This is a genomic window from Natronomonas sp., assembly GCF_046483325.1.
Lineage (GTDB): Archaea > Halobacteriota > Halobacteria > Halobacteriales > Haloarculaceae > Natronomonas.
The window spans coordinates 63,371-86,701 of record NZ_JAWODL010000024.1; the positions used below are offsets into that span (position 1 = coordinate 63,371).

General features: G+C 64.1%; 24 protein-coding genes and 2 pseudogenes. 16 read left to right on the plus strand and 10 right to left on the minus strand.

The features are described from left to right. The first annotated feature begins 25 nt into the window (after positions 1-25). From R6U53_RS07785 to aglJ, 8 genes are all read left to right on the plus strand, one after another. Entirely contained in the window at positions 26-859 is an 834-nt protein-coding gene (locus R6U53_RS07785) for an NOP5/NOP56 family protein (RefSeq protein ID WP_410321793.1), read from the plus strand. Next, on the plus strand, positions 856-1,482 hold the full coding sequence (locus R6U53_RS07790; RefSeq protein WP_410321794.1) for a fibrillarin-like rRNA/tRNA 2'-O-methyltransferase: 627 nt from the start codon (positions 856-858) through the stop codon (positions 1,480-1,482). The genes R6U53_RS07785 and R6U53_RS07790 overlap by 4 nt, the downstream gene beginning before the upstream one ends. Positions 1,483-1,543: 61 nt before the next feature. Then, entirely contained in the window at positions 1,544-2,620 is a 1,077-nt protein-coding gene (locus R6U53_RS07795) for a glutamate--cysteine ligase (protein ID WP_410321795.1), read from the plus strand. Positions 2,621-2,804: 184 nt separating this feature from the next. Then, on the plus strand, positions 2,805-4,412 hold the full coding sequence (locus R6U53_RS07800; protein WP_410321796.1) for an exo-alpha-sialidase: 1,608 nt from the start codon (positions 2,805-2,807) through the stop codon (positions 4,410-4,412). Between the two features lie 6 nt (positions 4,413-4,418). Beyond that, positions 4,419-6,875 carry an efflux RND transporter permease subunit gene (locus tag R6U53_RS07805; protein WP_410321797.1) on the plus strand — a complete coding sequence of 819 codons (2,457 nt, stop codon included), beginning with the start codon at positions 4,419-4,421 and terminating at the stop codon, positions 6,873-6,875. A gap of 66 nt (positions 6,876-6,941) precedes the next feature. Continuing rightward, complete coding sequence (locus R6U53_RS07810; protein ID WP_410321798.1) at positions 6,942-7,439, plus strand: winged helix-turn-helix transcriptional regulator; 498 nt, start codon at positions 6,942-6,944, stop codon at positions 7,437-7,439. Positions 7,440-7,507: 68 nt separating this feature from the next. Next, the gene (locus R6U53_RS07815; protein ID WP_410321799.1) at positions 7,508-8,008 is read left to right on the plus strand and encodes a phosphopantetheine adenylyltransferase; all 501 of its coding nucleotides are present in this window, start codon (positions 7,508-7,510) and stop codon (positions 8,006-8,008) included. A gap of 51 nt (positions 8,009-8,059) precedes the next feature. Next, a complete protein-coding gene (aglJ, locus tag R6U53_RS07820) occupies positions 8,060-8,995 on the plus strand; it encodes an S-layer glycoprotein N-glycosyltransferase AglJ (protein ID WP_410321800.1) in 936 nt (311 codons plus the stop codon). Position 8,996: 1 nt separating this feature from the next. On the opposite strand, the gene R6U53_RS07825 is transcribed toward aglJ, so the two are convergent. Next, positions 8,997-9,326 (minus strand): hypothetical protein, encoded by a 330-nt coding sequence (locus R6U53_RS07825; RefSeq protein WP_410321801.1) that lies wholly within the window; start codon positions 9,324-9,326, stop codon positions 8,997-8,999. Between the two features lie 89 nt (positions 9,327-9,415). Here R6U53_RS07825 and R6U53_RS07830 point away from each other — a divergent pair, with 89 nt between their 5' ends. Further along, complete coding sequence (locus R6U53_RS07830; RefSeq protein ID WP_410321802.1) at positions 9,416-9,625, plus strand: ribbon-helix-helix domain-containing protein; 210 nt, start codon at positions 9,416-9,418, stop codon at positions 9,623-9,625. A gap of 4 nt (positions 9,626-9,629) precedes the next feature. Here the strand turns inward: R6U53_RS07830 and R6U53_RS07835 are convergent, their stop codons facing one another. The 5 genes and pseudogenes from R6U53_RS07835 to R6U53_RS07855 all read right to left on the minus strand — a co-directional run bounded on the left by R6U53_RS07835 (position 9,630) and on the right by R6U53_RS07855 (position 14,086). After that, positions 9,630-10,040 (minus strand): hypothetical protein, encoded by a 411-nt coding sequence (locus tag R6U53_RS07835; protein ID WP_410321803.1) that lies wholly within the window; start codon positions 10,038-10,040, stop codon positions 9,630-9,632. A gap of 56 nt (positions 10,041-10,096) precedes the next feature. Further along, positions 10,097-11,512, minus strand: a complete 1,416-nt coding sequence (locus tag R6U53_RS07840; RefSeq protein WP_410321804.1) for a methyltransferase domain-containing protein — start codon at positions 11,510-11,512, stop codon at positions 10,097-10,099. Beyond that, complete coding sequence (locus R6U53_RS07845; protein WP_410321941.1) at positions 11,509-12,240, minus strand: NAD(P)-binding domain-containing protein; 732 nt, start codon at positions 12,238-12,240, stop codon at positions 11,509-11,511. The genes R6U53_RS07840 and R6U53_RS07845 overlap by 4 nt, the downstream gene beginning before the upstream one ends. 171 nt (positions 12,241-12,411) lie before the next feature. Continuing rightward, positions 12,412-12,861 (minus strand): annotated as a pseudogene (locus tag R6U53_RS07850) (IS200/IS605 family accessory protein TnpB-related protein); the annotation flags it as partial. 46 nt (positions 12,862-12,907) lie between these two features. Continuing rightward, positions 12,908-14,086, minus strand: a complete 1,179-nt coding sequence (locus R6U53_RS07855; RefSeq protein WP_410321805.1) for a M24 family metallopeptidase — start codon at positions 14,084-14,086, stop codon at positions 12,908-12,910. A gap of 78 nt (positions 14,087-14,164) precedes the next feature. On the opposite strand from R6U53_RS07855, the gene aroA reads away from it, so the two are divergent. Together aroA and R6U53_RS07865 are read left to right on the plus strand one after the other, a co-directional pair. Then, on the plus strand, positions 14,165-15,478 hold the full coding sequence (gene aroA / locus R6U53_RS07860; protein ID WP_410321806.1) for a 3-phosphoshikimate 1-carboxyvinyltransferase: 1,314 nt from the start codon (positions 14,165-14,167) through the stop codon (positions 15,476-15,478). A 104-nt stretch (positions 15,479-15,582) separates the two neighbouring features. Beyond that, positions 15,583-15,873, plus strand: a pseudogene (locus tag R6U53_RS07865) (formate transporter); the annotation flags it as partial. Positions 15,874-16,046: 173 nt separating this feature from the next. On the opposite strand, the gene R6U53_RS07870 reads toward R6U53_RS07865, so the two are convergent. Beyond that, positions 16,047-17,111: a guanosine monophosphate reductase gene (locus R6U53_RS07870; protein ID WP_410321807.1), complete on the minus strand. Its 1,065-nt coding sequence runs from the start codon at positions 17,109-17,111 to the stop codon at positions 16,047-16,049. Between the two features lie 122 nt (positions 17,112-17,233). Between R6U53_RS07870 and R6U53_RS07875 the strand changes: the two genes are divergently transcribed. The 3 genes from R6U53_RS07875 to R6U53_RS07885 all read left to right on the plus strand — a co-directional run bounded on the left by R6U53_RS07875 (position 17,234) and on the right by R6U53_RS07885 (position 20,044). Further along, positions 17,234-17,701, plus strand: a complete 468-nt coding sequence (locus R6U53_RS07875; protein WP_410321808.1) for a hypothetical protein — start codon at positions 17,234-17,236, stop codon at positions 17,699-17,701. A gap of 67 nt (positions 17,702-17,768) precedes the next feature. Next, positions 17,769-18,956, plus strand: coding sequence for a chorismate synthase (aroC, locus tag R6U53_RS07880; protein WP_410321809.1), 1,188 nt, complete (start codon positions 17,769-17,771; stop codon positions 18,954-18,956). An 80-nt stretch (positions 18,957-19,036) separates the two neighbouring features. Further along, entirely contained in the window at positions 19,037-20,044 is a 1,008-nt protein-coding gene (locus tag R6U53_RS07885; protein WP_410321810.1) for a TIGR04024 family LLM class F420-dependent oxidoreductase, read from the plus strand. A 25-nt stretch (positions 20,045-20,069) separates the two neighbouring features. On the opposite strand, the gene R6U53_RS07890 is transcribed toward R6U53_RS07885, so the two are convergent. The 3 genes from R6U53_RS07890 to R6U53_RS07900 all read right to left on the minus strand — a co-directional run bounded on the left by R6U53_RS07890 (position 20,070) and on the right by R6U53_RS07900 (position 21,502). Beyond that, positions 20,070-20,657 (minus strand): MBL fold metallo-hydrolase, encoded by a 588-nt coding sequence (locus R6U53_RS07890; protein ID WP_410321811.1) that lies wholly within the window; start codon positions 20,655-20,657, stop codon positions 20,070-20,072. Beyond that, positions 20,654-20,860, minus strand: coding sequence for a hypothetical protein (locus R6U53_RS07895; protein WP_410321812.1), 207 nt, complete (start codon positions 20,858-20,860; stop codon positions 20,654-20,656). Before R6U53_RS07895 ends, R6U53_RS07890 begins: the two co-directional genes overlap by 4 nt. A gap of 459 nt (positions 20,861-21,319) precedes the next feature. Beyond that, positions 21,320-21,502 carry a hypothetical protein gene (locus R6U53_RS07900; RefSeq protein WP_410321813.1) on the minus strand — a complete coding sequence of 61 codons (183 nt, stop codon included), beginning with the start codon at positions 21,500-21,502 and terminating at the stop codon, positions 21,320-21,322. A 175-nt stretch (positions 21,503-21,677) separates the two neighbouring features. Between R6U53_RS07900 and R6U53_RS07905 the strand changes: the two genes are divergently transcribed. Both R6U53_RS07905 and R6U53_RS07910 read left to right on the plus strand, forming a co-directional pair. Next, entirely contained in the window at positions 21,678-22,166 is a 489-nt protein-coding gene (locus tag R6U53_RS07905) for an Lrp/AsnC family transcriptional regulator (protein ID WP_410321814.1), read from the plus strand. After that, positions 22,163-23,305, plus strand: a complete 1,143-nt coding sequence (locus R6U53_RS07910) for a pyridoxal phosphate-dependent aminotransferase (RefSeq protein WP_410321815.1) — start codon at positions 22,163-22,165, stop codon at positions 23,303-23,305. The genes R6U53_RS07905 and R6U53_RS07910 overlap by 4 nt, the downstream gene beginning before the upstream one ends. Positions 23,306-23,331 lie beyond the last annotated feature (26 nt).

Consider the following 23,331-nt stretch of genomic DNA (forward strand, 5'->3'; position numbering starts at 1 on the left):
TACGTGCCGAGAGGGGAGTAAACACATGAGCGACAACACCCACGCGGGGTGGTTTCGAGGCGTCGATCCTGACGATCTCGACGGTGCCCGCGAGGCGATAGAGGGCGGCTCCGCCGACGAGCCGCGAGCGTGGCCGACGCTCGCCGTCGAATCGGGATTCGCCGCCGACGAGGACGAGTACTACGAACGTCTGCACGAGGCGACGACGTACGCGACCCGCGAGGCCGTCAACGCGGCCGAAACTGCTGACGACAAACAACTCATTCACGCCGTTCGAGCGATGGACGACTGCGAGCGTGTCGCGAACGAACTGTCCGAACGCGTCGCCGAATGGGCGGGGAGCCGACGCGATGACGCGGGAACGGGCGTTGGATACGCGAGACAGCTCGCGCAGGATGAGCATTCGGCTGATCCTCTCTTCTCGCTCGCACGCCGGGTCCGCGATCTCGCCGACGAGACGGACGCCCTTAGACGCCACGTCCAACGGACCGCACCCGAGGTCTCGCCAAACCTCGCCGCACTCGCCGGACCGGTGCTCGCCGCGCGACTCATCGCCCTCGCCGGCGGGTTGAAACAACTGGCTCGAAAGCCCGCGGGGACGGTCCAGGTGCTCGGCGCGGAGGAGGCGCTGTTCGCACACCTCCGTGGTCGGGCCCCCTCGCCGAAACACGGCATCATCTTCACCCACGAGGCGGTGAGCGGAACGCACCCCCAACACCGCGGATCCGCCGCCCGAGCGATCGCCGGAAAGCTCGCGATCGCGGCGCGTATCGATCACTACTCGGGGGATTTGCGCCCCGACCTCGAAGCCGAACTGCACGATCGGATCGAGACGATACAGGAGCGTGACGTCGAATGAGTCTACCCGAGGGTGTCGAGCGGCGCTCGTTCGGCGGGACCGAACGGCTCGCGACAGAGGGTAAACCCGTATACGGTGAGCCGACCGACGGTTCGTGGCGGCGGTGGGATCCCCGGCGGTCGAAGCTCGGCGCGATGTTCGAACTCGGCATCGAGACCGGCCTCGACGGCGGCGAGACCGTGCTGTATTTGGGGGCCGCAGCGGGGACGACCGTCAGCCACGTCGCGGATTTCGCCGGCCCGACGTACGCCGTCGAGTTCGCGGCCCGCCCGGCCCGTGATCTGCTCGATGCGGCCGTTCCTCGGGGGAATCTCTTCCCGCTGTTGAAGGATGCACGAAAGCCCGATACGTACGCCCACGTCGTCGAACCGGTCGACGCGATCGTTCAGGACGTCGCGACGCGCGGCCAAGCGAAGGTCGCGCTCGCGAACCGCCGATTTCTCAAAGACGGCGGGCATCTGTTGTTGGCCGTCAAGCCCCGAAGCGAGGACGTCGTTCGCGATCCCGAGGCGGTCCGCGCGGACGTCGTCGAGACGCTCGAAGCCGACTACGAGATCATCGAAACCCACTCGTTGGAACCGCTCCACGGCGATCATTTTGGGATCGTTGCCACGACGCGGTGATCGACGCCAGTTTCGGCCGCGGTCACATGGTATTTAACGGCGCACGCTGAAGTGACCGACGATGGATCTGGGTTCGCGCGACGCCTTCGATCGGACGGGGACGCTCGGCATCGAGGAGGAGTTCTTCATTGTCGACGCAGACGGGCGTCCCACGTCCGGAACTGACGAACTCGTCTACGGGAGTGAGCCGCCCGAAATCCTCGACGGACGGCTCGATCACGAACTGTTCAAGTTCGTGATCGAAACGCAGACGCCGACGCTCGACTCGCTCGCGTCCGCCCGCGAGGCGCTGACCGAGGTCCGGTCCGCGCTCGTCGATCACGCGAACCGCCACGGCTTTTCGATCGCCGCCAGCGGCTTACACCCGGCCGCGAAGTGGCGCGAACTCGAACACGCCGAAAAGCCCAGATATCGTGCTCAACTCGACCGCATTCAGTACCCACAACACCGGAACACGACCGCGGGATTGCACGTCCACGTCGGTGTCGACGACGCCGACAAGGCGGTGTGGATCGCGAACGAACTCCGATGGTATCTGCCGATCATGCTGGCGTTATCGGCGAACTCCCCGTACTGGAACGGCTTCGACACCGGGCTACAGTCGGCGCGGGCGAGGATCTTCGAGGGGTTGCCGAACACCGGTGTACCGACCGCGTTCGAGGATTTCGAGGCGTTTCAGCGATTCGAACGGACGATGGTCGAGACCGGATCGATAAACGACCGGGGGGAGCTGTGGTACGACGTCCGGCCGCACTCATCGCACGGCACGGTCGAGGTTCGGACGCCAGACGGACAGGCCGACCCGGATCGCGTCCTGGCTTTCGTCGAGTACATCGAGGCGCTGGTCGACGACCTCGGTGAACGGTACGACGACGGCGAGTCCGGCCACGATCACCGGCGGGAGTTCCTCGATGAGAACAAGTGGCGCGCGTTGCGACACGGTCACGGCGCCGAACTGCTCTCGATGGATTTCTCGGAGCCGATCCCGCTGGGTGAACTCGTCGATCGGGAGCGGAGCCGGCTCGGCATCTCGGGCATCGGTGACATCTACGACTGCGAGAGCGGCGCGGAGAGGCAGCGCCGGCTCAAAGAACAGGGTGGATTGGACGCCGTCTGCGAATCGCTGTTGATCGGCTGAACTCGTCTCGGGCCGTTACCTCGGCTGTCTGCCGTTAGCACGGATCTTTGCTCCGGGAAATAAAAGATTATCACGAATGCGGCCGGTAGCTTTATCATCACATGTTCGAACGCAGATCGGCTGCCGGTTGGTCTCCGGTACCTCCACACTCGTACAGATCGGACCGCCGCTGGCGGGATAGCTGATGGGTGGGACACGGGGTATCGCTCTCGTCGTGGCCGCATTGCTTACAATTTCGATCGTCGGACCGACCGTCGCCCTCGCGCAGACGAACGATCCGTTGTTCGTACAGGGGCAACCTGATCTCACAGTCGATGCTCCGGACGCGACGCTCCCGCCCGGACAAACGTCGGAGCTAACGCTCCAGGTCTCGAACGACGGTCGCATAATCCGCGGCTCGCCGGCCAATCGCGATATCGTCACCTCGGCTCGCAACGTTCGCGTCGAGGCCGACGTCGAGGGGCCACTCGAGGTCGAGACCGGTCAGCAATCGGTCGGGACCGTCACCGAAAACCAACCGCGAAACGCGCCGATCGCGGTCACCGTCCCCGAGGACGCGGAGCCGGGGACGTACGAACTCGAAGTCGAACTCCGCTACCGACACACTTCACAGCTGTACCAACGGACGGGGGTCACGAACGAACGGCGCCGAACCGTCACGCAGACGATCGACATCGAAGTCGACGACTCACCGCGGTTCGAGATCACCTCGACGTCGACCGACACGCCGATCGGTGACAGCGGCTCGATGGAAGCGACGATTCGCAACGTCGGCGCCGAACCTGCGACCGACGTGCGCCTCGCGCTCGAATCGACCAGTTCGATGTTCGCCTTCGGGAGCGGATCGGCCGAAACTACCCGAGTCGGATCGCTCGACCCCGGTGAAAACGCGACCGTCGGCTTCGACGTCGCAATCGATCCCGAGGCATCGGGTCGCGAGTTCGCCCTCGACGGGACGGTCCAGTACGCCGATTCCGATGGCGTCGACGGCGTCGACGAGGGGTTGACGGCCGGCGTCCAAGCGGCCCCGAAACAGCGGTTTAGCTTCGAAGACGTCGAATCGGCGCTTCGGGTCGGCGAGGAGGGAGACGTTCGAGGAACGCTCAGAAACGATGGGCCCGCCACAGCTCGAAGCGTCGTCGTGCAGTTCGCCGACGAATCGCCGAACGCCGTCCCGATCGAGTCGTCGGTCGCAGTCGGATCGCTCGCCGCGGGCGAGACGGCTGAGTTCAGGCTGCCGATCGAGCTGACAGAGGAGGCAGAACCCACCCCGAAGAACTTCGATATGGCCATCGCGTACCGAAACGAGGACAACGAGCGCCGACTGTTCGAGGACATCGACGTGTCGGTGAACGTCGAACCCAATCGCGACGAGTTCCTCCTGGAGGTCGAGGATCGGGAGCTTGCCGCCGGTTCATCTACGATCGTCGAGGTGAACGTGACGAACAACCTCGACGAGACGGTCTCGAACGTCGAGGCCAAACTGTTCACCGACGACCCGATCGCGAGCGACGACGACGAGGGATACACCGAGTCGCTCGCCCCCGGCGAGACGACGACCGTGTCATTCAGCGTGAGCGCCGACTCGGGTGCGACGCCGCGAACCTATTCGCTCCAGATGGACTTCCGCTACGATGACGAGAGCGGCACGAGCAAGATTTCGGACACGTATCGAACCGCGATCGTCGTCACAGAAGCCGAGGAGGGCGGGATCCCGTGGCTGCTTGTCATCGGTGCGATCGTCCTCGTCGTCGTGGTCGGCGGTGCACTCTACTTGCGCCGGCGGAGCTAATCCCCGATGTCACCCGGTTCGTCCTTCGACGCGCTCGTCGACCGAGTGAACGAGACGGCACTACAGCGGCCGCTCGCGATCATCGCCGTGTTCGCCCTCCTGACCGCGATGATGTTCGGCGGGTTGCCGCTCATCGTCGTCGACGAGGAAGCCACCGATGCGTTCACCGAGGGGCTCCCCGAACAGGAAGCACTCGACGCAATCAACGAAGAGTTCGGCGACCGATTCGAGGAGGACGACGCTTCGACGCAGCTCATTCACGTCGGCGACAACGTCCTCGCCAAGCCCGAGTTGATCCGGAGTCTAACGGTGCTCGAACGAACCGAGCGACGCGCGTCGCTCCGATACGAGGGGGCCGCCGGTCCCGCCGTGCTCGTCGCACAGTCGATCGATCCGACCGCCACGACACCGGCCGAACAACGCCGGGTGATAGAGCGTTCCTCGGAGAGTCAGATCCGAACCGTCGTTCGGGGACTGGCCGACGAACCGCGGTTCCGATCGCTGCTGTCCGAGGATTTCAACCCGACCGCCGCCTCGGCGTCCGCGTCGATCACGGTGGTGACTCACGACGTACCGGCGAGTGACGCACAGGGTCCGGACGGCGGCGGCGGCGGTCAAATACAAGAGATTCAGGTGTCGATGCAGACGATCACCGACGGAGTCGGCGGCGATATTCGCGTCTTCGGTTCGGGGATCATAAGCGAGGAGTTCGGGAACATCATCGGTGATTCGTTGACTATCGTCGTTCCGGTCGTTCTCCTGTTGATACTGGTGTTTCTCGTCGTCGCCTACCGGGATCCGATCGATCTCGTGCTTGGATTGGTCGCGCTTTTGATGACGCTCGTATGGACGTTCGGGACGGTCGGCTACGTTGGCATCCCGTTCGATCAGAACATGATCGCCGTGCCTGTGTTGTTACTCGCAGTGGGGATCGACTTCGGGATCCACATCATCAACCGCTACCGAGAAGAGCGCGTCAAAGGGATCGCCGCCCTGCCGGCTATGACGGAGGCGAACCGGCAGTTGATCGTCGCGTTTTTCATCGTCACGGTCACGACAGTCTTCGGGTTCGGCGCGAATGTGATCAGCGATCTCGGCCCGATCAGTAACTTCGGGCTGGTCGCAGCGATCGGGATCTCCTACACCTTCTTCATTTTCGGCGTGTTTTTGCCGGCGCTAAAGGTTGCCACGGACCGCGTTCGGATTCGGTTGTCCGTTCCGACCTTCGGAACGAGCCCGATCTCCTCGGAAGATTCCACGTTCGGTCGGATTCTCTCCGTGGGGGCGACGGTGACTCGAGTCGCCCCAGTGTTCTTCGTCGTTCTCACGCTCGTGATCGGGGGAGGGGCGGCGGCGTACGGACAGGACGTCGATCGGTCGTTCGACACCGACGATTTCCTTCCGCCGGAGGAGCTTCCGGCGTACATCACCGAACTGCCGGAGCCGTTCGCTCCCGGCGAATACACCGTCACCGGAAATCTCGATCTCCTCGAGGAGCGTTTCGACGCGAGCCAACAGGATACCGCGATCCTCTACGTCGTCGGGCCGTTCGAAGAAGATCACGCGCTGGAGTCCATTTACAAGACAAATCAGGACCCGCCCGACTCCTTCGTCGCGACCGATCGACGAGCCGACACCCAGAGCATAATCACCGTTATCGAAGCGCGCGCCGAACGCGATCCGGAGTTCGCCGCCCTCGTAGCGCGCAACGACCGATCCGGGAACGGCGTCCCCGATCGAAACCTCGATCGGATCTACGACGAACTGTTCGCCGTCGACGGCGGACGCGCAGACGAGTTTCTGACCGAGGATCGGCGTGCAGCCAAGATCGAGTACACCGTCGAGAGCGACGCCGATCAGGCCGAAATCACGGCCGACGCCCGTGAGTTCAGTGAGGAGTTCCGGTTCAGCGCGACGCCCACCGGTGGCGTCCTCGTGTTCAACGCGATCTCCGATACGATCTTTGCGTCGGCCATCCAGAGTCTGGTTATTGCGGTGTTGCTCACGGCGATCTTTCTGATCATCGTCTACGGAGTGCTCGAGCGTCGACCGTTGCTCGGCCTCGTCAACCTCTTTCCGATCCTCGTGACGGTCGCGTTACTGCTCGCAACGATGCGGGCGATCGGACTTCCGTTGAACGCCCTGACAGCGACACTCCTCTCGATCACCATCGGGGTCGGTGTGGCCTATTCGGTTCACGTCACCCATCGATTCATCGATGAGTACAACGAGACCGAGGACACGTATCGCTCCCTCTTGATCACGCTCAGCGGGACCGGCGGCGCGCTGACCGGCAGCATGCTCACGACTTCGATAGGCACCGGTGCGCTCGTGTTGGCGATCACGCCGGTCCTCGGGAATTTCGGGCTGTTGATGGCGGTGAGCGTCTTTTACTCGTATCTCACCTCGATTCTCGTGTTGCCGCCGACGCTGTTCGTGTGGGGGCAGTTTGCGACCCGGTAGCCGTCTCACGGCGACCGTCACAGAGTTTATATCCGGGAACACCCTGTCTCCGGCTGAACACAACGTATGTCTACGGATGACTCTTCCGAGGGCGGTCACGACACGGCCGCCGACGAAGCACAAGAGGGGGTACGGGATCGATTAGAACAGGAGGCCGGGCGGGCTGTCGAGGGGTTCGACGATGGGATCGTTGACCTCCTCTCGTGGGTGCTCGATACCGAGACCAGAGCGCGCATCTACGTGTATCTCCGCCAGAATCCGGGGAGCACGAGCGAAGAGATCGCTGACGGAACCGGGCTGTACCCGAGCACCGTTCGGGAGGCGCTTGCCGCGCTCACCGAGGAGGAGACGCTCGAACGTCGGAAGCGAGAATCCGACGGGGCCGGGAACAACCCCTACGAGTACACGGCGATGGCTCCGAGCGAACTGGTCGGAAGCGTCGTCGGCGAGATACAGGACGAACTGAACACCGTGTTCAATCTCGACTGTCATCTCGGCGTCCGGACCGAGGAAAACGACGAGCCGGTCCAGATAACCGTCGAGGACGACGATTCGAATCGCTGAGAGCGGCGGCGTGGATCGCGCCGGTCTCCACCGAAGCCACTAAACCGCCACCGACCAATTCCGAGGATATGGATGTCGTACTGGGCGGGACGTTCGATCCGGTGCACGACGGGCACCGGGCGCTTTTAGAACGTGCGTTCGAACTCGGGGACGTAACCGTCGGATTGACCAGCGACGACCTCGCCCCCAAGACCCGGAGCGCCGATCGGTTCGTCCGCCCGTTCGGCGACCGAAAAGCGGAGCTCGAAGCGGAGCTCGATGCGCTCGCGGACGAGTACGATCGCGAGTTCGAGGTCCGCGAATTAACCGAACCGACCGGGATCGCGACGGAACCGGGATTCGACGTACTCATCGTTTCGCCGGAGACCAAATCCGGTGGCGAGATGGTCAACGAAGAACGGATCGAGAAGGGGCTCTCGCCGCTCGAAATCGAGGTTGTCGACCACCGATACGCCGAAGACGGCGAGGTAATCTCCTCGACGCGCATCGTCGCGGGCGAGATCGACGAACACGGGAACCTCACGCCCGACTCGGACGGCAGACCGCCGGTTCGAGATCGACAACAGTGACGCCGAACGAACCCTCTGTTTTTTTGACGCCCGGTGTCGCACGAACTGACGATGCCTGACCGCACGGACGTCTGTGTCCTCCTGCCGACGCTCGACGAAGCCGAGACGATCGGCTCCGTCATCGGCGGCTTTCGAGACGCCGGATTCGAACACATCCTCGTCATCGACGGCCATTCGAGCGACGGAACGCGCGAGATCGCCGAAGAACACGGCGCTCGCGTTCGCGTCCAGTCCGGGCGCGGCAAGGGACAGGCGGTCCGCGAGGGCGTCCGGGCGATCGAGCGACCATACGTGTTGATGGCCGACGGCGACGGCACGTATCGCCCCGAAGACGCCGACGCGATGCTCGAACCGCTGTTCGAGGGGCGAGCCGAGCACGTCATCGGTAACCGGTTCGCCGACATGGAGGAGAACGCGATGACGCGACTCAACGCGGTCGGTAACTCCCTGATAAATCGATTGTTCGCCGGCGTCCACGGCCGCGATCTTCGAGATATCCTCTCGGGGTATCGGGCGTTTACCCGGGCGTCGTTCGACCGGTTCAACCTCGATGCCGACGGCTTCGGCATCGAGACCGAGTTGGCCGTCGAATGCGTCAGACAGGGCGTCTCGACCGAGGTGGTCCCGATCAGATACGAGGCGCGTCCCGGCGACTCGGAGACGAACCTCAACCCGATCTCCGACGGCGGTCGGATCATCCTGACCCTCTACACACTGACGAAGACGAACAACCCCATATTCTACTTCGGGAGCGTCGCGACGATCGGGACGCTCGCCGGCCTCGTCGTGGCCGCGTTCGTCGGGTACCGATACTTCGTCGTCGGGATCTCACACGAGGTGCTCGCGTTGCTCTCGGCGTTTTTGATCCTCCTTTCGGTGCAACTGCTCATGCTCGGTGTCCTCTCCGATATCATCGTCTCCGTGAACCGAGAGCAGACGCGCCGGCTGGAGGAGGTCGCCGATCGATTGCGAGATCTCGAAGAGTAGGTTAAAACGGTAGTAGCGACCGGAGCCGCCCGACGAGGCTGTTGTTCGCGCGCTCGCGATACGCTTCGAACACCGGGTGGAGCGCGTTCATGAACTCCTGTCTCGTCTCGAATCTCGATTTTGGCGTCTCCTGAAGTACTTCGGAGAGCCGAACCTCGCTCCCCGCCACGTCGTAAGGGATGCTCGGATCCCCGACGGTTTCGAGCAACTCGTCGCTCGTCATCGGGAAGATGACGTCCGATCCCTCGAGGTGTTCGTCGAGCGCCGCGATTCCGAAGGCGACGATCTCCGGACCGCCGTCATCACTCTGTTGCGGTGGCCGAACTCCCATTGTCGTCCCGTAGATACTACAGCCTCGTAAATACCCCCGTCTCGGTGGCGGTAGACAGACATATTCGACTCGAACCCGACGATCCGTCCATGACCGAGTACACCACGGTTTCGATCCCGAAGGCGCTCTCCGAACGCGTCGAGGAGACGATAGAAGGAACGAGTTTTTCGTCGACAAGCGATCTCGTCCGGTTTCTGCTCCGGAGTATCGTCATTCAACATCAAAAGGAGGGATCGCTCACGGAGGCGGAGTTCGACGAAATAACCGAACAGCTCCGCGACCTCGGCTACCTGGAGTAGCCGATCACTCCGAAAACTCGATCTCGCCCGCCGGTGGTTCGGCGTCGACGATCACCATCGAGCGGCCCGTCCCGGAGCGGTCGAACGCCGCCACGCTTTCGATGTCGTACGGCGGTACCGCGACGAACACCGTCTCGTGGAGGTCGTCCGCCTTCGTCAACGCGAGCGTTCCGTCGGGATGGGTGATGAATCGGCCGGCCGCTCCCGGCGTCGAGAGATCCATCCCGAAGACGGCAGTCACCGACCCGCCAGTGTCCGGGAGATACATGTCGGTGAATACGACCCGATCGGGTGGAAGTCCGGCATCCAGGTCTCTCGCTGGCGTCACCGCCAACGAGACGGTGACGGACGACGGGTCGCGGTCCTCGCCGAGTTCGAGAAGCGCGGTCAGGAGCGCTCGCGTGATGTAGACCACGAAGGGAGTTCGTCCGTCGCCGATATAGGGATTATCCTCCCCGCGCTTTCGCACGTTCAGGCCAGTCTGTCGACCACCGTCTCACCGTCGACGACGAGGTTGTACGCGCCCTCGTCGTCGTTCCAGAGCACCAGAACGTTCTCGAACAGGAGCAACGCGCCGTAGGGGGCGTCCGCGAGCGTCTCGTTGAGCGCGGATCGGTCGGTCAACACCGCGTAGTGATCCACCGCTTCGGAGCCGTCGCTAATCTTGAACAACGGATGGCCGTCGGACGCGAGATTCGGCGACAGTTTCAGCGCGGCGAGGTCGATCCGTTCGGTGACGTGTCGTTCCATCTCCGCCATCTTCGCCACCCGGCCGGGATCGGGTTCGTACTCGATCGCCCGGTTGCCGTCTTTTCGGAGCAACAAGTACGCAAACTGGACCGCCGGTTTGGCGTACGTCCCGTCCCCCGGCTTCGAATCATCGTCCGGCGGACGATCCTCATCGAGCCGGCGCTGAAACCCCGGCACGTCGAGTTCGGGTTTTCGGGTGAACGTCCAGCCGCGATCCGTCGGTTCGTACCCGTCCCAAAGCCGGATGGTCGGGGCGTAGACGGTCAGATCGTCGTTCCGATCGACGAGTTCACGTTCGATCCGTCGAAGCCGCGTCGCGGTCCGCTCCTCGGCCGGCGCGATCGCGAGGACCGTCCCGTCCGGCGCGAGCGGGTCGAGATACCGCTCGCCGATCTCGACGGGCGAGGACAACTCCGAGAGCACGTTTCCGAAGACGATCAGATCGTACTCCCTCTGGGGTTCGAACGCCTCTGCCGTTTCGCGGTGGACGGTCGTCGTGAATCCGTTTCGGGTCCCCTCGAGCATCGCCTCGAACACGCCGGCGGCGGCGCTGGGCTCGACGGCGTCGTACTCGACGAGGGTGTCCTCGGGGAGATAGTCGTGGACCCCGAGCGCCGGCCCGCCCGCGCCGGCGCCGATATCCAACACCCGGAGACGACGCGGCAGCCGTCCGGCACGGCCGAGGACGTCGAGGACGTACTGGACCGCCGCGTAGTAATCCGGAAGATGATACAGCGCGTACGCGAGGGCGGTTTCCTCGTCGTAGGTGACCCGCTCGTCGGCGAAGTACGAGACCTTCAGGCGGTCGATCAGTTCTCGGAGCCGGTCGCCCGATTCGCCGCTCGGCCACCCCGGCCCGTACCGATCGACGAGTAGCTCCTCGAACCGCCGCGCGTACGCCTCCGGGAACCCCCTGACACCGCGAAAGGTCGGCCGGATCGTGCCGTCTTCGATCGGGACGAATGTCCCGTCGTCGCGTTCGCGAAGTCCCAGCTCGAAGGCGTGGTCGCGCAGCGTCTGTCTGACGACCGCCGGATGCGGCGTTCCTTCGACGTACTCGAAGATCTCCTCGGGATCGATCGGTCGGACGTTGCGGAGGTACTTCGCCGTGTCGACGATCGGATCATCGCTCGTCACTTTCCGGCCTCCTCGTAGAGTTTGAGAAACGCCTCGCGATCCGCCTCGGCGATGGACGCTGCGGACGCAGCGACCGACGAACTCCCTTCGAAGCGCTCCTGTATCTCGGCGTACACTTCCGGCGTGTTTCCGACGACGTTCTCGACCAGCTCCGAAAGCGGCCCCGAAAGCGACGTGTGAAATCGCGGATCGACGTCCTCAGCTGCAAGCGCGTACGCCAACACCGCGGTGTGCGCTTTCGCTTGGACGGTCTCCATCGACCGATCGTGCGCAGAGGGCGTCGTTTCGAACACGTCGTTGCCGGCCGCGGTGAGGGATTCACGAATCCGATCGACGGTCGGGCCCCCTCGATCCACGACGACGGGGATGTGTCCGGGCGCGTTCGAGGCCGAAAACAACGGGTGAAAACTCGCCCGTTCACATCCCTCGGCGTGGGATCGAAGCGCCGCAACCGAATCTCGCATCTCACCGGATACGTCGACGACGGCTTCTCTCGCTCTGTGTGCGTGTTCGGCGATCGCCTCCGGAACGGCGGACATCGGGACGGCGAGACAGACGACGTCGAACGCTTCGTCAGTGTCCAACGACACGGCACGCGCGTTTTCGATCGTCGCCGCCGCGGTCCGCGCCGTCTCGAACTCGCGGTCGGCGAACGCGACCGCGGCGGCACCGCTGTGGCGGGCGAACCACCGACCCATTTCCCCCGCCCCGACGACGAACAGTTGCATGCCACCCGATTGCTTCCGATCGTTCAAAAGGGGTTCGCCTTGCCACACCGGGCGCCATTCGTTCGATACCGAAATCGCGGCGCAGAAGTGAGCGTCATCACACGGGCTCAGAGCGGCGTTGACATCCTCCCCACGCTGAAGGGCGAGGATTCTCGACCGCGTGGGAGCGTACGGTTCGCGGTTAACCACCTGTTTCCGTGGGACGAAAACACCTTCACGACGGTCGAACAGGTGAACCGCCGGCTGTGCCAACCAGCCGGGATCCCTCTCGCCGCCATCCGTGGCGAGACTCGGGAGTACCGTTTGTCGAATAGGCTCCACGCCGATGCCTTCCGATTCGGCCTTGTAGTCGAGAAGCGTCGTGAAGCGGTCGAACGCCCACCCGTGCAAATCGAGCGTCCCGTAGTCGCCCCACTTTCGAGACTCACCATTTTCATCGTCTTCTCGGATACCGCCGAGGTCGCCGCCGACAACCGTACCGACACCGTGTTCAACGCACTCCTCGACGATCGATTTCGAGAGTGCGTGAAAAAAGTGTGTCCGGCGTCCCGTTCGGTTGCGGTCAAGACGAGTGGCCTCTCGGGACGACGAATCGTCGCACGTGGCTTTCTTCTTCATAAATCCGTCATCACGGCCGCTACGCGTGGATACGCGAGGGGTTTGTACCTTATCGACTCCCGATCACGAGCTCTTTGGGATACTCGGTCAGGTTATCGTAGCCGTCCTCGGTGACGACGACGAGATCTTCGATCCGGACGCCACCGATCTCCGGATCGTACAGCCCCGGCTCGATCGTGACGACGTTGCCCGCTTCGAGTTCGACGGGGTCCTCGGAGATCCGTGGATACTCGTGGATATCGAGGCCGACGCCGTGGCCAGTCGTGTGAATGAAGCCGGTCTCGGTCGTCTCGTCCGCCCGTAGCGTCGGCAAGCCGGCCGATTCGTACACGTCACAGACCGCATCGTGTACGTGACTCGCCGACACGCCGGCTTCGATGGCGTCGAGCGCCGCGGTCTGCGCTTCGAGGGTGAGACCGTACCACTGCTCGATGGTGGCGGCGGGCTCGCCGACGCAGAACGTTCGCGTCATGTCGGCGTAGTAGCCGGTCTCTTTCGAACGGGGGAATATATCGACGATGATGGCCTCGTCAGCTCGGAGCGGACCTGACCCGCGATCGTGCGGATCGGCGGCGTCCGCACCGCAGGCGACGATCGTCTCGTCGAGCGCGCAGTCGTTTCGTAGGAGTTCGATTTCGATCTCCCGCTTGACGCGCTCTGCGGTCAGCGGGTCGTCATCGAGATGTAGCGTTCCGCCAACAGTCCTCGAGTCGGCGAGCAGCTCCTCCGCGCGGGCCATGGCCGCTTCGTTGGCCCGCTGGGCCGCCCGAATGTGTTCGACCTCCTCCTCGTGCTTTCTGGCTCGGATCTCCCCGAGGACGCCGTCGATGTCCGCCTGAACCGTCACGTCGAGGCGTCGAAGACCGTCGGCGGTGCCGGTCGGGAAGTCGGCCGGCACCGCGACGGCATCGGTTCCGTTGGCGTCGAGAAACGCCGACAGGGTGTGGTACTTCCCCTCCGGGGACCCGTACTCGGCGACGTTGGAGCGGTGATCGTAGTCGGCGTGTCGTTCGACGGTCGCCGCACGGGCGGTACGCGTCGCGCGGCCGTACTCCAGCGCGGAGACGAGGAGACGTACCTCACCGGTGTAGAGCGTGACGAACGGGTCGGGTGCCGTAAATCCCGAGAGATACCGTTGGTCGGCGGCGTCACTGTCGGCTTCGATCAAATACCCGTCGACGCCGATCTCGTCGAGGAAGGCGTCGAGTGTCGATAGATCCGGATCCATACGGGTATCCCGGTCGGCGAGCACAAAGCACTTGCCCGAGTCGGCAGGCATTTGCCGGCCGCACGCAACGCGGCGAGTATGAACGTCCGGATCTCCCCATCGCGAGTTCGCGGCACCGCGCGTGCGCCGCCGTCGAAGAGCTACACGCATCGGGCCGTCCTCGCGGCGGGATACGCCGACGGCGCGCTCATCACCAACCCGCTTTTCAGCGCCGATACCAGAGCCACCGCTCGTGCGGTCGAGGCGTACGGCGGATCGGCCGAACGCGGGGACGAAACGTGGAAAATCGTCGGCTTCGACGGCGCTCCGGAAACGCCGGCGGACGTCATCGACTGTGCCAACAGCGGTACGACGATGCGGCTGACGACCGCAACCGGCGGCCTTGTCGGCGGACTCTCCGTGTTGACCGGCGACGGCTCGCTTCGATCCCGGCCGCAGGGTCCGCTGCTCGACGCGCTCGATCAACTCGGCGTCCGGGCCGACTCGACCCGGGGGAACGGACGGGCTCCGCTCGTGGTCGGCGGCGGGACGCCGGGGGGCGACGTCTCCATCCGTGGAGACGTGTCCTCCCAGTACATCACCGGCTTGTTGATGGCCGGCGCGGTCACGGAAGACGGGATCGACATCGAACTGACGACGGGACTCAAATCCGCACCGTACGTGGATATCACGCTCGAGGTGCTCGACGCGTTCGGCGTCGAGGCGACGGTCATCGGGGGCGACGACTCGGATATCCGATCGGCTGGAGCGGACGGCTTCGAAATAACTGGCGGGCAATCGTACGCACCTGACGGCGGCAGCTACGACGTGCCGGGGGACTTCTCGTCGATGTCGTATCTCCTCGCGGCGGGCGCGATCGCGGGCGACGACGAACTCACGGTCGAGGGCGCGTATCCGAGCGCCCAGGGCGATTCTCGGATCGTCTCGATCCTCGAATCGATGGGCGCGGCGATCGAGTGGGACCGGGCGAACGGGACGATCACGGTCGGTCGATCCGAGCTCGAAGGCATCGAGGTCGGCGTCGCCGACACGCCCGATCTCCTGCCGACGATCGCCGCGCTCGGCGCTGCTGCCGAAGGAACTACCCGCATCACCGACTGTGCGCACGTTCGACTGAAGGAGACGGATCGGGTGGCGGCGATGGCGACCGAACTCGAACGGATGGGGGTCGAGACGGAGGAGTACGAGGACGAACTCGTCGTCCACGGCGGCGATCCGGTGGGTGCCACGGTTCGCGGCTACGAGGATCACCGAATCATCATGTCGCTCGCGGTGGCGGCGCTCGTCGCCGACGGGGAGACGACGATCGAGGGGGCCGAAGACGTTGACGTGTCGTTTCCAGACTTCTTCGCCGCGTTCGCTGAACTCGGCGTCGAGTGTGTCGAGACGTAGGTCCGCCTTCAAGAATGTCGGCCATTGGACGACTGTCGTGCCGATCGGCGTCCTCGGTGTGAAGCCAAGTTGCTTGTCTTTCGCCCGCGGTCACCCAGCCAGCGATGGACGGGACTCCCTCGAACGGTCGGCTCCGGTCGAGTGACGAGTCTGACGAGCGCAGTACGCGGTCGGAGGTGGACGTCCTCTCGGATCACCTCTCCACGGACGAGGTGTTCCAGCGCGTCGTCGCAGACGCGGACCACGAGATCACGTCGGGAGCGCGGGAACTATTCTTTAGCGCGCTGGCGGCCGGTTTCGTGATCACCGTGACGTTCCTGCTGTACGCGTCGATGACCGCGACGACCGACGTCAAACTCGTCGGCGCACTCCTGTACCCGCTCGGGGTCGTCTATGACTCACTCCACCTCGACGTCGTCAAGCAGGTCGATTGCTCCGTGCTTCTCGCCGAGCGTCGGTCGAGGCGGTCATTTTGGGATCGGCTGTTCGGCTTGGGGGCCAGCGAACAACGCCCCGCCGAGGCGTTTCGAGAGCGAGCCGAGGAGGCCGTCACGAATGACCGATAGAATCAATCGCCGCTCTGTTCTCGCCGTGTCGACACGCCACCCCGTGCGAATCCGTGGGCGCCGTTGCGCTCCCGCGTCGTCGCTCGCACCTTCATGAATTCCGCGTTCTCCCGTGCGGTTTCGAGGTCGTGGGCACCCGCATAGGAAAACCCCGATCGGATACCCGCGGCGAACTCCCTGAGGCGCGGTTCTACCGGGCCGGTGTACTCCGTGAGGGCCTCTACACCCTCGGACGCTTCGACGGTGCCGTCTTTGTCTTCGCGGTCCTCCGCGGCGGCGGCGGTCGACATTCCGCGCGAACGCTTGAACTGCTCGCCGTCGATCTCGACGACCTCGCCCGGTGCCTCCGCACATCCGGCGAAGTACCCGCCCATCATCACGGCATCCGCACCGACGAGGAGCGCCTTTACCGCGTCCCCGGAGGTCCGGATCCCGCCGTCGGCGATCGTCGTGACGCCGCGTTCGCGGGCGGTCCCAGCACACCGTTCGACCGCGGTAAACTGTGGAACGCCGAAGCCGGTGACCTCCCGCGTCGTACAGTGGGACCCCGGTCCGACGCCGACTTTCACGCAGTCGGCTCCCGCTTTCGCGAGATCTTCGACACCTTCCTCGGTCGCGACGTTGCCGGCACAGATCGGCGTGTCCGGAAACTCCGTCGCCAGTTCGGCCGTCGCCTCGACCGTCCGTTCCATGTGGCCGTGGGCGACGTCGAGTACGAGCAGCGCGGCTCCGGCGTCGACGAGCGCCTCGGCGCGGTCGAGGTGGTCTTCGGCGATTCCGACCGCACCGGTCGCCGGAACGCCGTCGCTCGTGATCTCCCGGACCATCCTCGCCTGTTCATCGATCGGGAGAAAGCGATGGACGACGCCCAGACCGCCCGATTCGCCGACTGCTCGCGCCATCTCGGTCTCGGTGACCGTATCCATCGCGGCGGTCACGACGGGTGTCGATAGTTCGAGTCCGTCGGCCAATTCGGTCGTCAGATCCACATCGTCGCGGCTCCCGACCGGCGAGTGCTGTGGAACCGCGAGTACGTCGTCGTATGAGAGCCCCGTTTGGTAGGACATGTGCAAACCCTAATTCGGTATCGCTTCGACCCTAATAAGGGCGTCGATGGAAATTGAACGCGTTCGCTCTTCCGACACACGACCGCACAACGGTTTTTACGTCGGTGACCGACTCCTCGGCGATGGACGATTCGGCCTCGCTCTCGACGATGCGACTGTACGGTGCGACGATCGCGATCGTTTCGGGACTCTACTCGGCGTATCTGTCGGTTTCGGGAACCCAGATGAGCACGGGCGCGTGGTTCATGCTCGCGCTCGGTGTCGTGGTCGTCGTCCACGGGATCGTCCTGTTGACGCCGATGGCGGCTCGTCTCGGAACCTTGAGCGGCCCGCTCATGCTCGGATACGCGGGACTCATGTTGCTCGATCAGCTCCGGCTCTCGATGAACTGGACTTTCGCGGCGATCAACGACGGAGGAATGGACGGTATGGGATCGGGAACCGGCGGGATGGGTATGGATGGGGTCGGGCCATCAACCGAGATGGCGATGATGGGTGCCGACGCTGGAATGATCGCCATCGCCGTACTGATGCTCGCGAGCGGGCTCATCATGACCGTTCGCCGCGGGATGATGCCGGCCGACGGCTGAGCGCCCGGCGCCCGTTCGCCCCCGGTAAGTGGAAAACATAAACCGTCCCCGTCCGTACGGCCCGGTAATGAACGGAAATCGATTCGGCCGGCTCTTTCAGATGACGACCTACGGCGAGAGCCACGGCGAGGCGATGGGCGTCACGATCTCCGGCTGTCCGGCCGGCGTCGAACTCGACGAGGACGCGATCCAACACGAACTCGACCGAAGAAAGCCCGGTCAATCGACGATCACGACGAGCCGGGGCGAACCAGACGAGGTTACGATCAACTCCGGGACGCTCGAGGGCTACACGACCGGGACGCCGATCGGGATGGTCATTCAGAACAAGGACGCCCGTTCGGGCAAATACGAGCCGTTCATCACGGCACCGCGACCGAGCCACGGCGACTTCACCTACTCCGCGAAGTTCGGGACGCGAAACTGGGGCGGCGGCGGCCGCTCCTCGGCCCGCGAAACCGTCAACTGGGTCGCCGCCGGCGCGGTCGCAAAGCAGGTCCTCGAACAGTCCGATTACGACGTACAGATCAAAGCCCACGTCAACCAGATCGGTGACGTCGAAGCGCCCGACGTGACCTTCGAGGAGATGCTTGAACACACGGAGGAAAACGACGTTCGCTGCGCCCACCCCGAGACGGCCGAACGGATGCGCGAGCTGATCGACGAGTACCAGAAAGCGGGCGACTCTATCGGCGGCTCGATCGCCTTCGAGATCCGCGGCGTTCCCCGAGGGCTCGGCGCGCCGCGGTTCGACTCGTTCCCCTCCAGATTGGGTCGAGCGCTGTTTTCGATCCCGGCGACGACGCACGTCGAGTTCGGGCTGGGTGCGGACGCCCGGACGGTCGCCGGCTCCGACAGGAACGAGGATTGGACGTTCGACGAGGGCGACAATCCGGAGACGGTCAGCGAGGAAGGCGATCCCGTCCCCGTCGGCAACGACCACGGCGGCCTGCAGGGCGGCATCACGACCGGCCAGCCGATCTGGGGCGAGGCGACGTGGCACGCGCCGACATCGATCCCCAAAACCCAACAAACCGCCGATTGGGAGACCGGCGAGATCGTCGACGACGCGCAGGTCATCGGCCGCCACGATCCAGTGTTGCCGCCGCGCGGCGTCCCGGTCGTCGAAGCGATGCTTTATCTGACCGTGCTCGATTTCATGCTGCTGGGCGGTCGGATCAATCCCGACCGTATCGACGATCGCACCGGCGAGTACGACACGGAGTATCATCCGTCGAATCCGCGAAACGAGTAGCGCTCGTCACCCGCACCCATCCCGAAACGTCTGCTCGTTGGATGACTGGTTTGATGTAAGGAGCCACCGAGTGTCGAGATATGTCATCACAGACGAGTCGCGACGTGGTGTTACCGTTCGGGCAGTACGACGACGTGTCAGCCGCCGTCGAACTCGCCCAGTACGCCGAGGAGCTCGGGTACGGCTTTGTGACGACCGGGGAGACGACCGGCTGGAACGTTCCGATGATTCTGGGAATCATCGCCCGCGAGACCGACGAGATCGGAATCACGAACGACGTCCTCTCCCCGTACTCCCGCTCGCCGTCGCTTATCGGGCAAACCGCGGTGACGATGCAGGAGTTGAGCGACGGTCGGTTCCGACTCCGGATAGGTGCGTCGTCGCCGGCGCTGGCCGAGCAGTGGCATGGGCTCGAATTCGACCGCCCGCTTCGGCGGATCCGCGAGGCCATCGAGATCGTTCGACAGGTCCAATCGGGCGAGCGGCTAGAGTACGACGGCGAGATCTACACCCCCGATGGATTGGCACTGGGCTGTGAGGCTCCCGACAAACCGGCTCCCGTCGACGTCGCCGCACTCGGCCCGAAATCGACCGAGATGGCGGGGCGATTCGCCGACGGCTGGGTCCCGCAGTTGATCCCCTACGACGGCTTCATCGACCGCATCGGTGATCTCGAGCGCGGCGCGGAACTCGGCGACCGGAGCGTCGACGACATCAGAGTTGCGTACACGATCCGGTGTTGTGCGCTCGAAGACGGCGAGACGGCGCGTGAGTACGCTCGCGCGCAGGTGGCGTTCATGATCGCCCTGTACGGACCGTTTTATCGGCAGGCGATCGCGGACGCGGGTTGGGAGGACGTGACGGAAACCGTCCGCGGGACGTGGCTCAACGGCGACAAAGCCGAGGCGATCGCTTCGGTCCCCGACGAGTTGCTCGATCAGGTCGCCGCGGCTGGGACCCCCGAACGGGCGAACGAACTGATCGAACGGTTCGAGGCGATCGATGCGGTCGACGCGGTCCAGATCGGGTTCTTCGACGGCATGGGCGAGGACGAGCGACGGCAGACGCTCGAAGCGCTCGCTCCCTGAGATGCTCGCGGAGCCTCGTTCCCTCTCAGGCGCTCATCCGGGCCGCGTGAAGCGCCAGTTCGATGTGGTACTTCGGGTCGGCATCGACGGTCGGTCCGTGGCCCACGTACATCGTCGAGAGCGTGTCGCTGACGACCGATAGCAGGTACTCGATGCTTTCGATCAGGGCGACGTGATCCCCTTCCTCGAGATCCGTTCGACCGAAGCCCCCGTTCGCGAACACCAGATCGCCTGCGAAGAGCGTTCCGCCGGCGGATGAGTACAAGCAGACGTGATCGTTCTTGTGTCCAGGGGTGTGGAGTACGTCGTAGCGGTCGTCACCGATCAGCACGTCGTCGCCGTCGGCGATCCCGTGGTCGACGAGGTCGTGCTCCGCATCGAACCCCCAGACGTCCACGTCGAACGCGTCGACGATCAGTTCGGCGTTTCCAACGTGATCGGGGTGCGTGTGCGTGAGGACGACCGCGTCGAGTTCGTCGACCGTATCACCGATCCGGCCGACGGCGTCGAAGTTGCTCCCGGCGTCGACGAGGACGGTCCTGTTGCCGTCGACGAGGAAGGCGTTGCTGGTGAACGATTGAACGCCACGTGCGACGTTTCGAACGGTGGTCATACGCCCCGTATCCGGTCCGTCCGCTTTTGTGTTTCCATGCCGACTACGACGATCGCGCCCGTCCGACCACGAGCGAGAAGCCGTGTGAGGCTATCGACCGCCGCTGTCGCGACGAATGCCGTTCCGGCACTCACGGTTTCGATCGCGTAGCCGAAGACGAACGGGGCGATCACGCCACCGGCTGAGACGCCGAGCGTGATCATGGCGAAATTCCTCACGACATCAGTTCGCCGTGATGTAAGGTCGGCCAGCGTCGCGCTGGCGGGGCGGGAGAGGTCGATCGTCGCACCCGGAAGGGAACCCGCTCCGATCGCAGCTAACGCGGGGAGCCGTCCGATCCCGATTATTCTCGAGAGCACGACGAGTGTACCGTATCATATAAAAACGGGCCAGAGGCCCGATCCAGTCGGCGAGATAACCGTCGAGCGGTGGTTTCGTTGACCCCCCAAGCGAGAGGCCGGCGGCGGTCACGAAGACGCCAAACTCGTTCCGAAAGAGGGGAAACGCCGGGACAAAAAACGGCATGTAGGCGTGGTTGACGGCGTGAGATCCCGCGACGAGTCCGATGACGAATGCGACCGGTCGTCGTGACACGGCGGGCGGTTCGAAACAGCCGGGTAAGTCGACTCGGGCATTCACCCGATAGGCGCGGCGTTACGTGATCAGTCGGCAGTCACGGAGATCCGTTCGACCGTCGATCCGGTTGCGGTGATCGAGCCGCCGGCACGGCGGACTGCGCGGCGAAGCCGGTCGGGGGTGACACCTGCTTGATTGGCCGCCGTCTCCAGATCCAATGTCCCACCCTGGTACAGTGCCATCGCGGTCTGCAACGCGTGCTGCTTCATACTCCCATCGATGATCGTGAAGATTATAATAGTATCGAGAGATAATATGTCAACCCATGACCTTATATGACAAACCAGATGAAAAATCATTATATTAATCTGGTGTATCGTCGGCTCCATTCCGTGGTTCGCGTTGGCTCGCAACGCTTTAGTTGACGGTGCCGTCCTACTCTGTATGGAGCACGCCGACGAACTGTTGGAGCTTCTGTGTGAGAACGCCCGATACGAGACGGCCGACCTCGCTCGGCTGACCGGTCTCTCCGAGGCCGCGATCGAGGAGACGATCGCGGAGCTCGAAGCGGCAGGTATCATCCAGGGGTACACGGCAGTCGTCGATTGGGACGCAGTCAGCGACGACCGCGTGCAGGCACACGTCGAGATCAACGTCACGTTGGACCGCGAAACCAGCTACCGCGACGTCGCCGAGCGGGTGGCCGGATTTCGGGAAGTTCAGGGACTCCGTCTCGTCTCCGGTGATTACGACTTCGCCCTTGAGGTCGAGGGCGAGAACATGCGGGAGGTCTCGCGGTTCATCAGCGATAAAGTCGCCCCGCTGCCGGAGATCACGCAGACGGTCACCCACTACATCATGGAGACGTACAAACAGAGCGGCCATCGCTTCGACGACGGGGACGACGACGATCGTCTCTCGGTTACCCCATGAGTCTGCGACCGTCCGACCGAGTCGCCGATGTCCCGCCGTCGGGGATCCGCCGCTTTTTCGAACTCGCAGAGGAGATGGACGACGTCATCTCCCTCGGCGTCGGCGAGCCGGATTTCTCCGCGCCCTGGTCCGCCCGTGAGGCCGCGATCACGGCCTTAGAGCGGGGGCGGACGTCTTACACCGCGAACCGCGGCAAACGTGAGCTCCGCGAGGAGATCGCTTCGGACGTTCGGCGGTGGGACCTCGAGTACGACCCCGACACCGAAATTTTGGTCACCGCGGGTGCGAGCGAGGCCATCGATCTGGCGTTTCGAGCGCTCGTCAACCCCGGTGATACCGTTGCGGTCGCCCAGCCGTCGTACGTCTCGTACGTCCCCGGCGTCATCTTCTCTGACGGCGAGGTGCTCGACGTCCCCACGCGCGTCGAGGACGAGTTCAAACTCACCCCGGAAGTTCTCTCCGCGGCGGGCGCCGAGTCGGCCGACCTGCTCGTGTACTGCTACCCGAACAACCCGACGGGAGCGACGATGAACCGCGAGGAACTCGCCGCGGTCGCCGACTTCTGTCTCGAACACGACGTGGCAGTCCTCGCCGACGAGATCTACGCCGACCTCACTCACGACGGCGAACACGTCTCGATCGCCGAGTTCGACGGCATGCGCGAGCGAACGATCGTGTTCAACGGCTTCTCGAAGTCCCACGCGATGACTGGGCTCCGACTCGGCTACGCGTTGGGGCCCGATCACATCGTCGCCGCGATGAATCGGGTTCACCAGTACACGATGCTTTCGGCTCCGACGACGGCTCAACACGCTGCGATCGAGGCGCTTCGAAACTGCCGGGACGACGTAGTGGAGATGCAGAGGCAGTACGATCGTCGTCGTCGGTTCGTTCTCTCGCGATTCGAGGAGATGGGAATCGATTGCTTCGAGGCGACCGGGGCGTTCTACGTCTTTCCGGAGTGTCCGGGCGACGATGCTGAGCAGTTCGCCGAGGACCTTCTCGAGGCCGAATCCGTCGCAATGGTCCCCGGAAACGCCTTCGGCGTCGGGGCTGACGGCCACCTCCGAGCCTCGTACGCGACCGGTCTGGATGAACTCAAAGAGGCGATGAATCGGCTCGAACGGTTCGTCTCCTAGATCGCATCGTCCTCGTCCTGCCCGGG

What these genes read in the sequence shown, in the direction of transcription:
- R6U53_RS07785 (WP_410321793.1), top strand. Translation starts at nt 26, where the DNA reads ATGAGCGACAACACCCACGCGGGGTGGTTTCGAGGCGTCGATCCTGAC.
- R6U53_RS07790 (WP_410321794.1), top strand. Translation starts at nt 856, where the DNA reads ATGAGTCTACCCGAGGGTGTCGAGCGGCGCTCGTTCGGCGGGACCGAA.
- R6U53_RS07795 (WP_410321795.1), top strand. Translation starts at nt 1,544, where the DNA reads ATGGATCTGGGTTCGCGCGACGCCTTCGATCGGACGGGGACGCTCGGC.
- R6U53_RS07800 (WP_410321796.1), top strand. Translation starts at nt 2,805, where the DNA reads ATGGGTGGGACACGGGGTATCGCTCTCGTCGTGGCCGCATTGCTTACA.
- R6U53_RS07805 (WP_410321797.1), top strand. Translation starts at nt 4,419, where the DNA reads ATGTCACCCGGTTCGTCCTTCGACGCGCTCGTCGACCGAGTGAACGAG.
- R6U53_RS07810 (WP_410321798.1), top strand. Translation starts at nt 6,942, where the DNA reads ATGTCTACGGATGACTCTTCCGAGGGCGGTCACGACACGGCCGCCGAC.
- R6U53_RS07815 (WP_410321799.1), top strand. Translation starts at nt 7,508, where the DNA reads ATGGATGTCGTACTGGGCGGGACGTTCGATCCGGTGCACGACGGGCAC.
- aglJ (WP_410321800.1), top strand. Translation starts at nt 8,060, where the DNA reads ATGCCTGACCGCACGGACGTCTGTGTCCTCCTGCCGACGCTCGACGAA.
- R6U53_RS07825 (WP_410321801.1), bottom strand. Translation starts at nt 9,326, where the DNA reads ATGGGAGTTCGGCCACCGCAACAGAGTGATGACGGCGGTCCGGAGATC.
- R6U53_RS07830 (WP_410321802.1), top strand. Translation starts at nt 9,416, where the DNA reads ATGACCGAGTACACCACGGTTTCGATCCCGAAGGCGCTCTCCGAACGC.
- R6U53_RS07845 (WP_410321941.1), bottom strand. Translation starts at nt 12,240, where the DNA reads ATGCAACTGTTCGTCGTCGGGGCGGGGGAAATGGGTCGGTGGTTCGCC.
- R6U53_RS07855 (WP_410321805.1), bottom strand. Translation starts at nt 14,086, where the DNA reads ATGGATCCGGATCTATCGACACTCGACGCCTTCCTCGACGAGATCGGC.
- aroA (WP_410321806.1), top strand. Translation starts at nt 14,165, where the DNA reads ATGAACGTCCGGATCTCCCCATCGCGAGTTCGCGGCACCGCGCGTGCG.
- R6U53_RS07870 (WP_410321807.1), bottom strand. Translation starts at nt 17,111, where the DNA reads ATGTCCTACCAAACGGGGCTCTCATACGACGACGTACTCGCGGTTCCA.
- R6U53_RS07875 (WP_410321808.1), top strand. Translation starts at nt 17,234, where the DNA reads ATGGACGATTCGGCCTCGCTCTCGACGATGCGACTGTACGGTGCGACG.
- aroC (WP_410321809.1), top strand. Translation starts at nt 17,769, where the DNA reads ATGAACGGAAATCGATTCGGCCGGCTCTTTCAGATGACGACCTACGGC.
- R6U53_RS07885 (WP_410321810.1), top strand. Translation starts at nt 19,037, where the DNA reads ATGTCATCACAGACGAGTCGCGACGTGGTGTTACCGTTCGGGCAGTAC.
- R6U53_RS07890 (WP_410321811.1), bottom strand. Translation starts at nt 20,657, where the DNA reads ATGACCACCGTTCGAAACGTCGCACGTGGCGTTCAATCGTTCACCAGC.
- R6U53_RS07895 (WP_410321812.1), bottom strand. Translation starts at nt 20,860, where the DNA reads ATGATCACGCTCGGCGTCTCAGCCGGTGGCGTGATCGCCCCGTTCGTC.
- R6U53_RS07900 (WP_410321813.1), bottom strand. Translation starts at nt 21,502, where the DNA reads ATGAAGCAGCACGCGTTGCAGACCGCGATGGCACTGTACCAGGGTGGG.
- R6U53_RS07905 (WP_410321814.1), top strand. Translation starts at nt 21,678, where the DNA reads ATGGAGCACGCCGACGAACTGTTGGAGCTTCTGTGTGAGAACGCCCGA.
- R6U53_RS07910 (WP_410321815.1), top strand. Translation starts at nt 22,163, where the DNA reads ATGAGTCTGCGACCGTCCGACCGAGTCGCCGATGTCCCGCCGTCGGGG.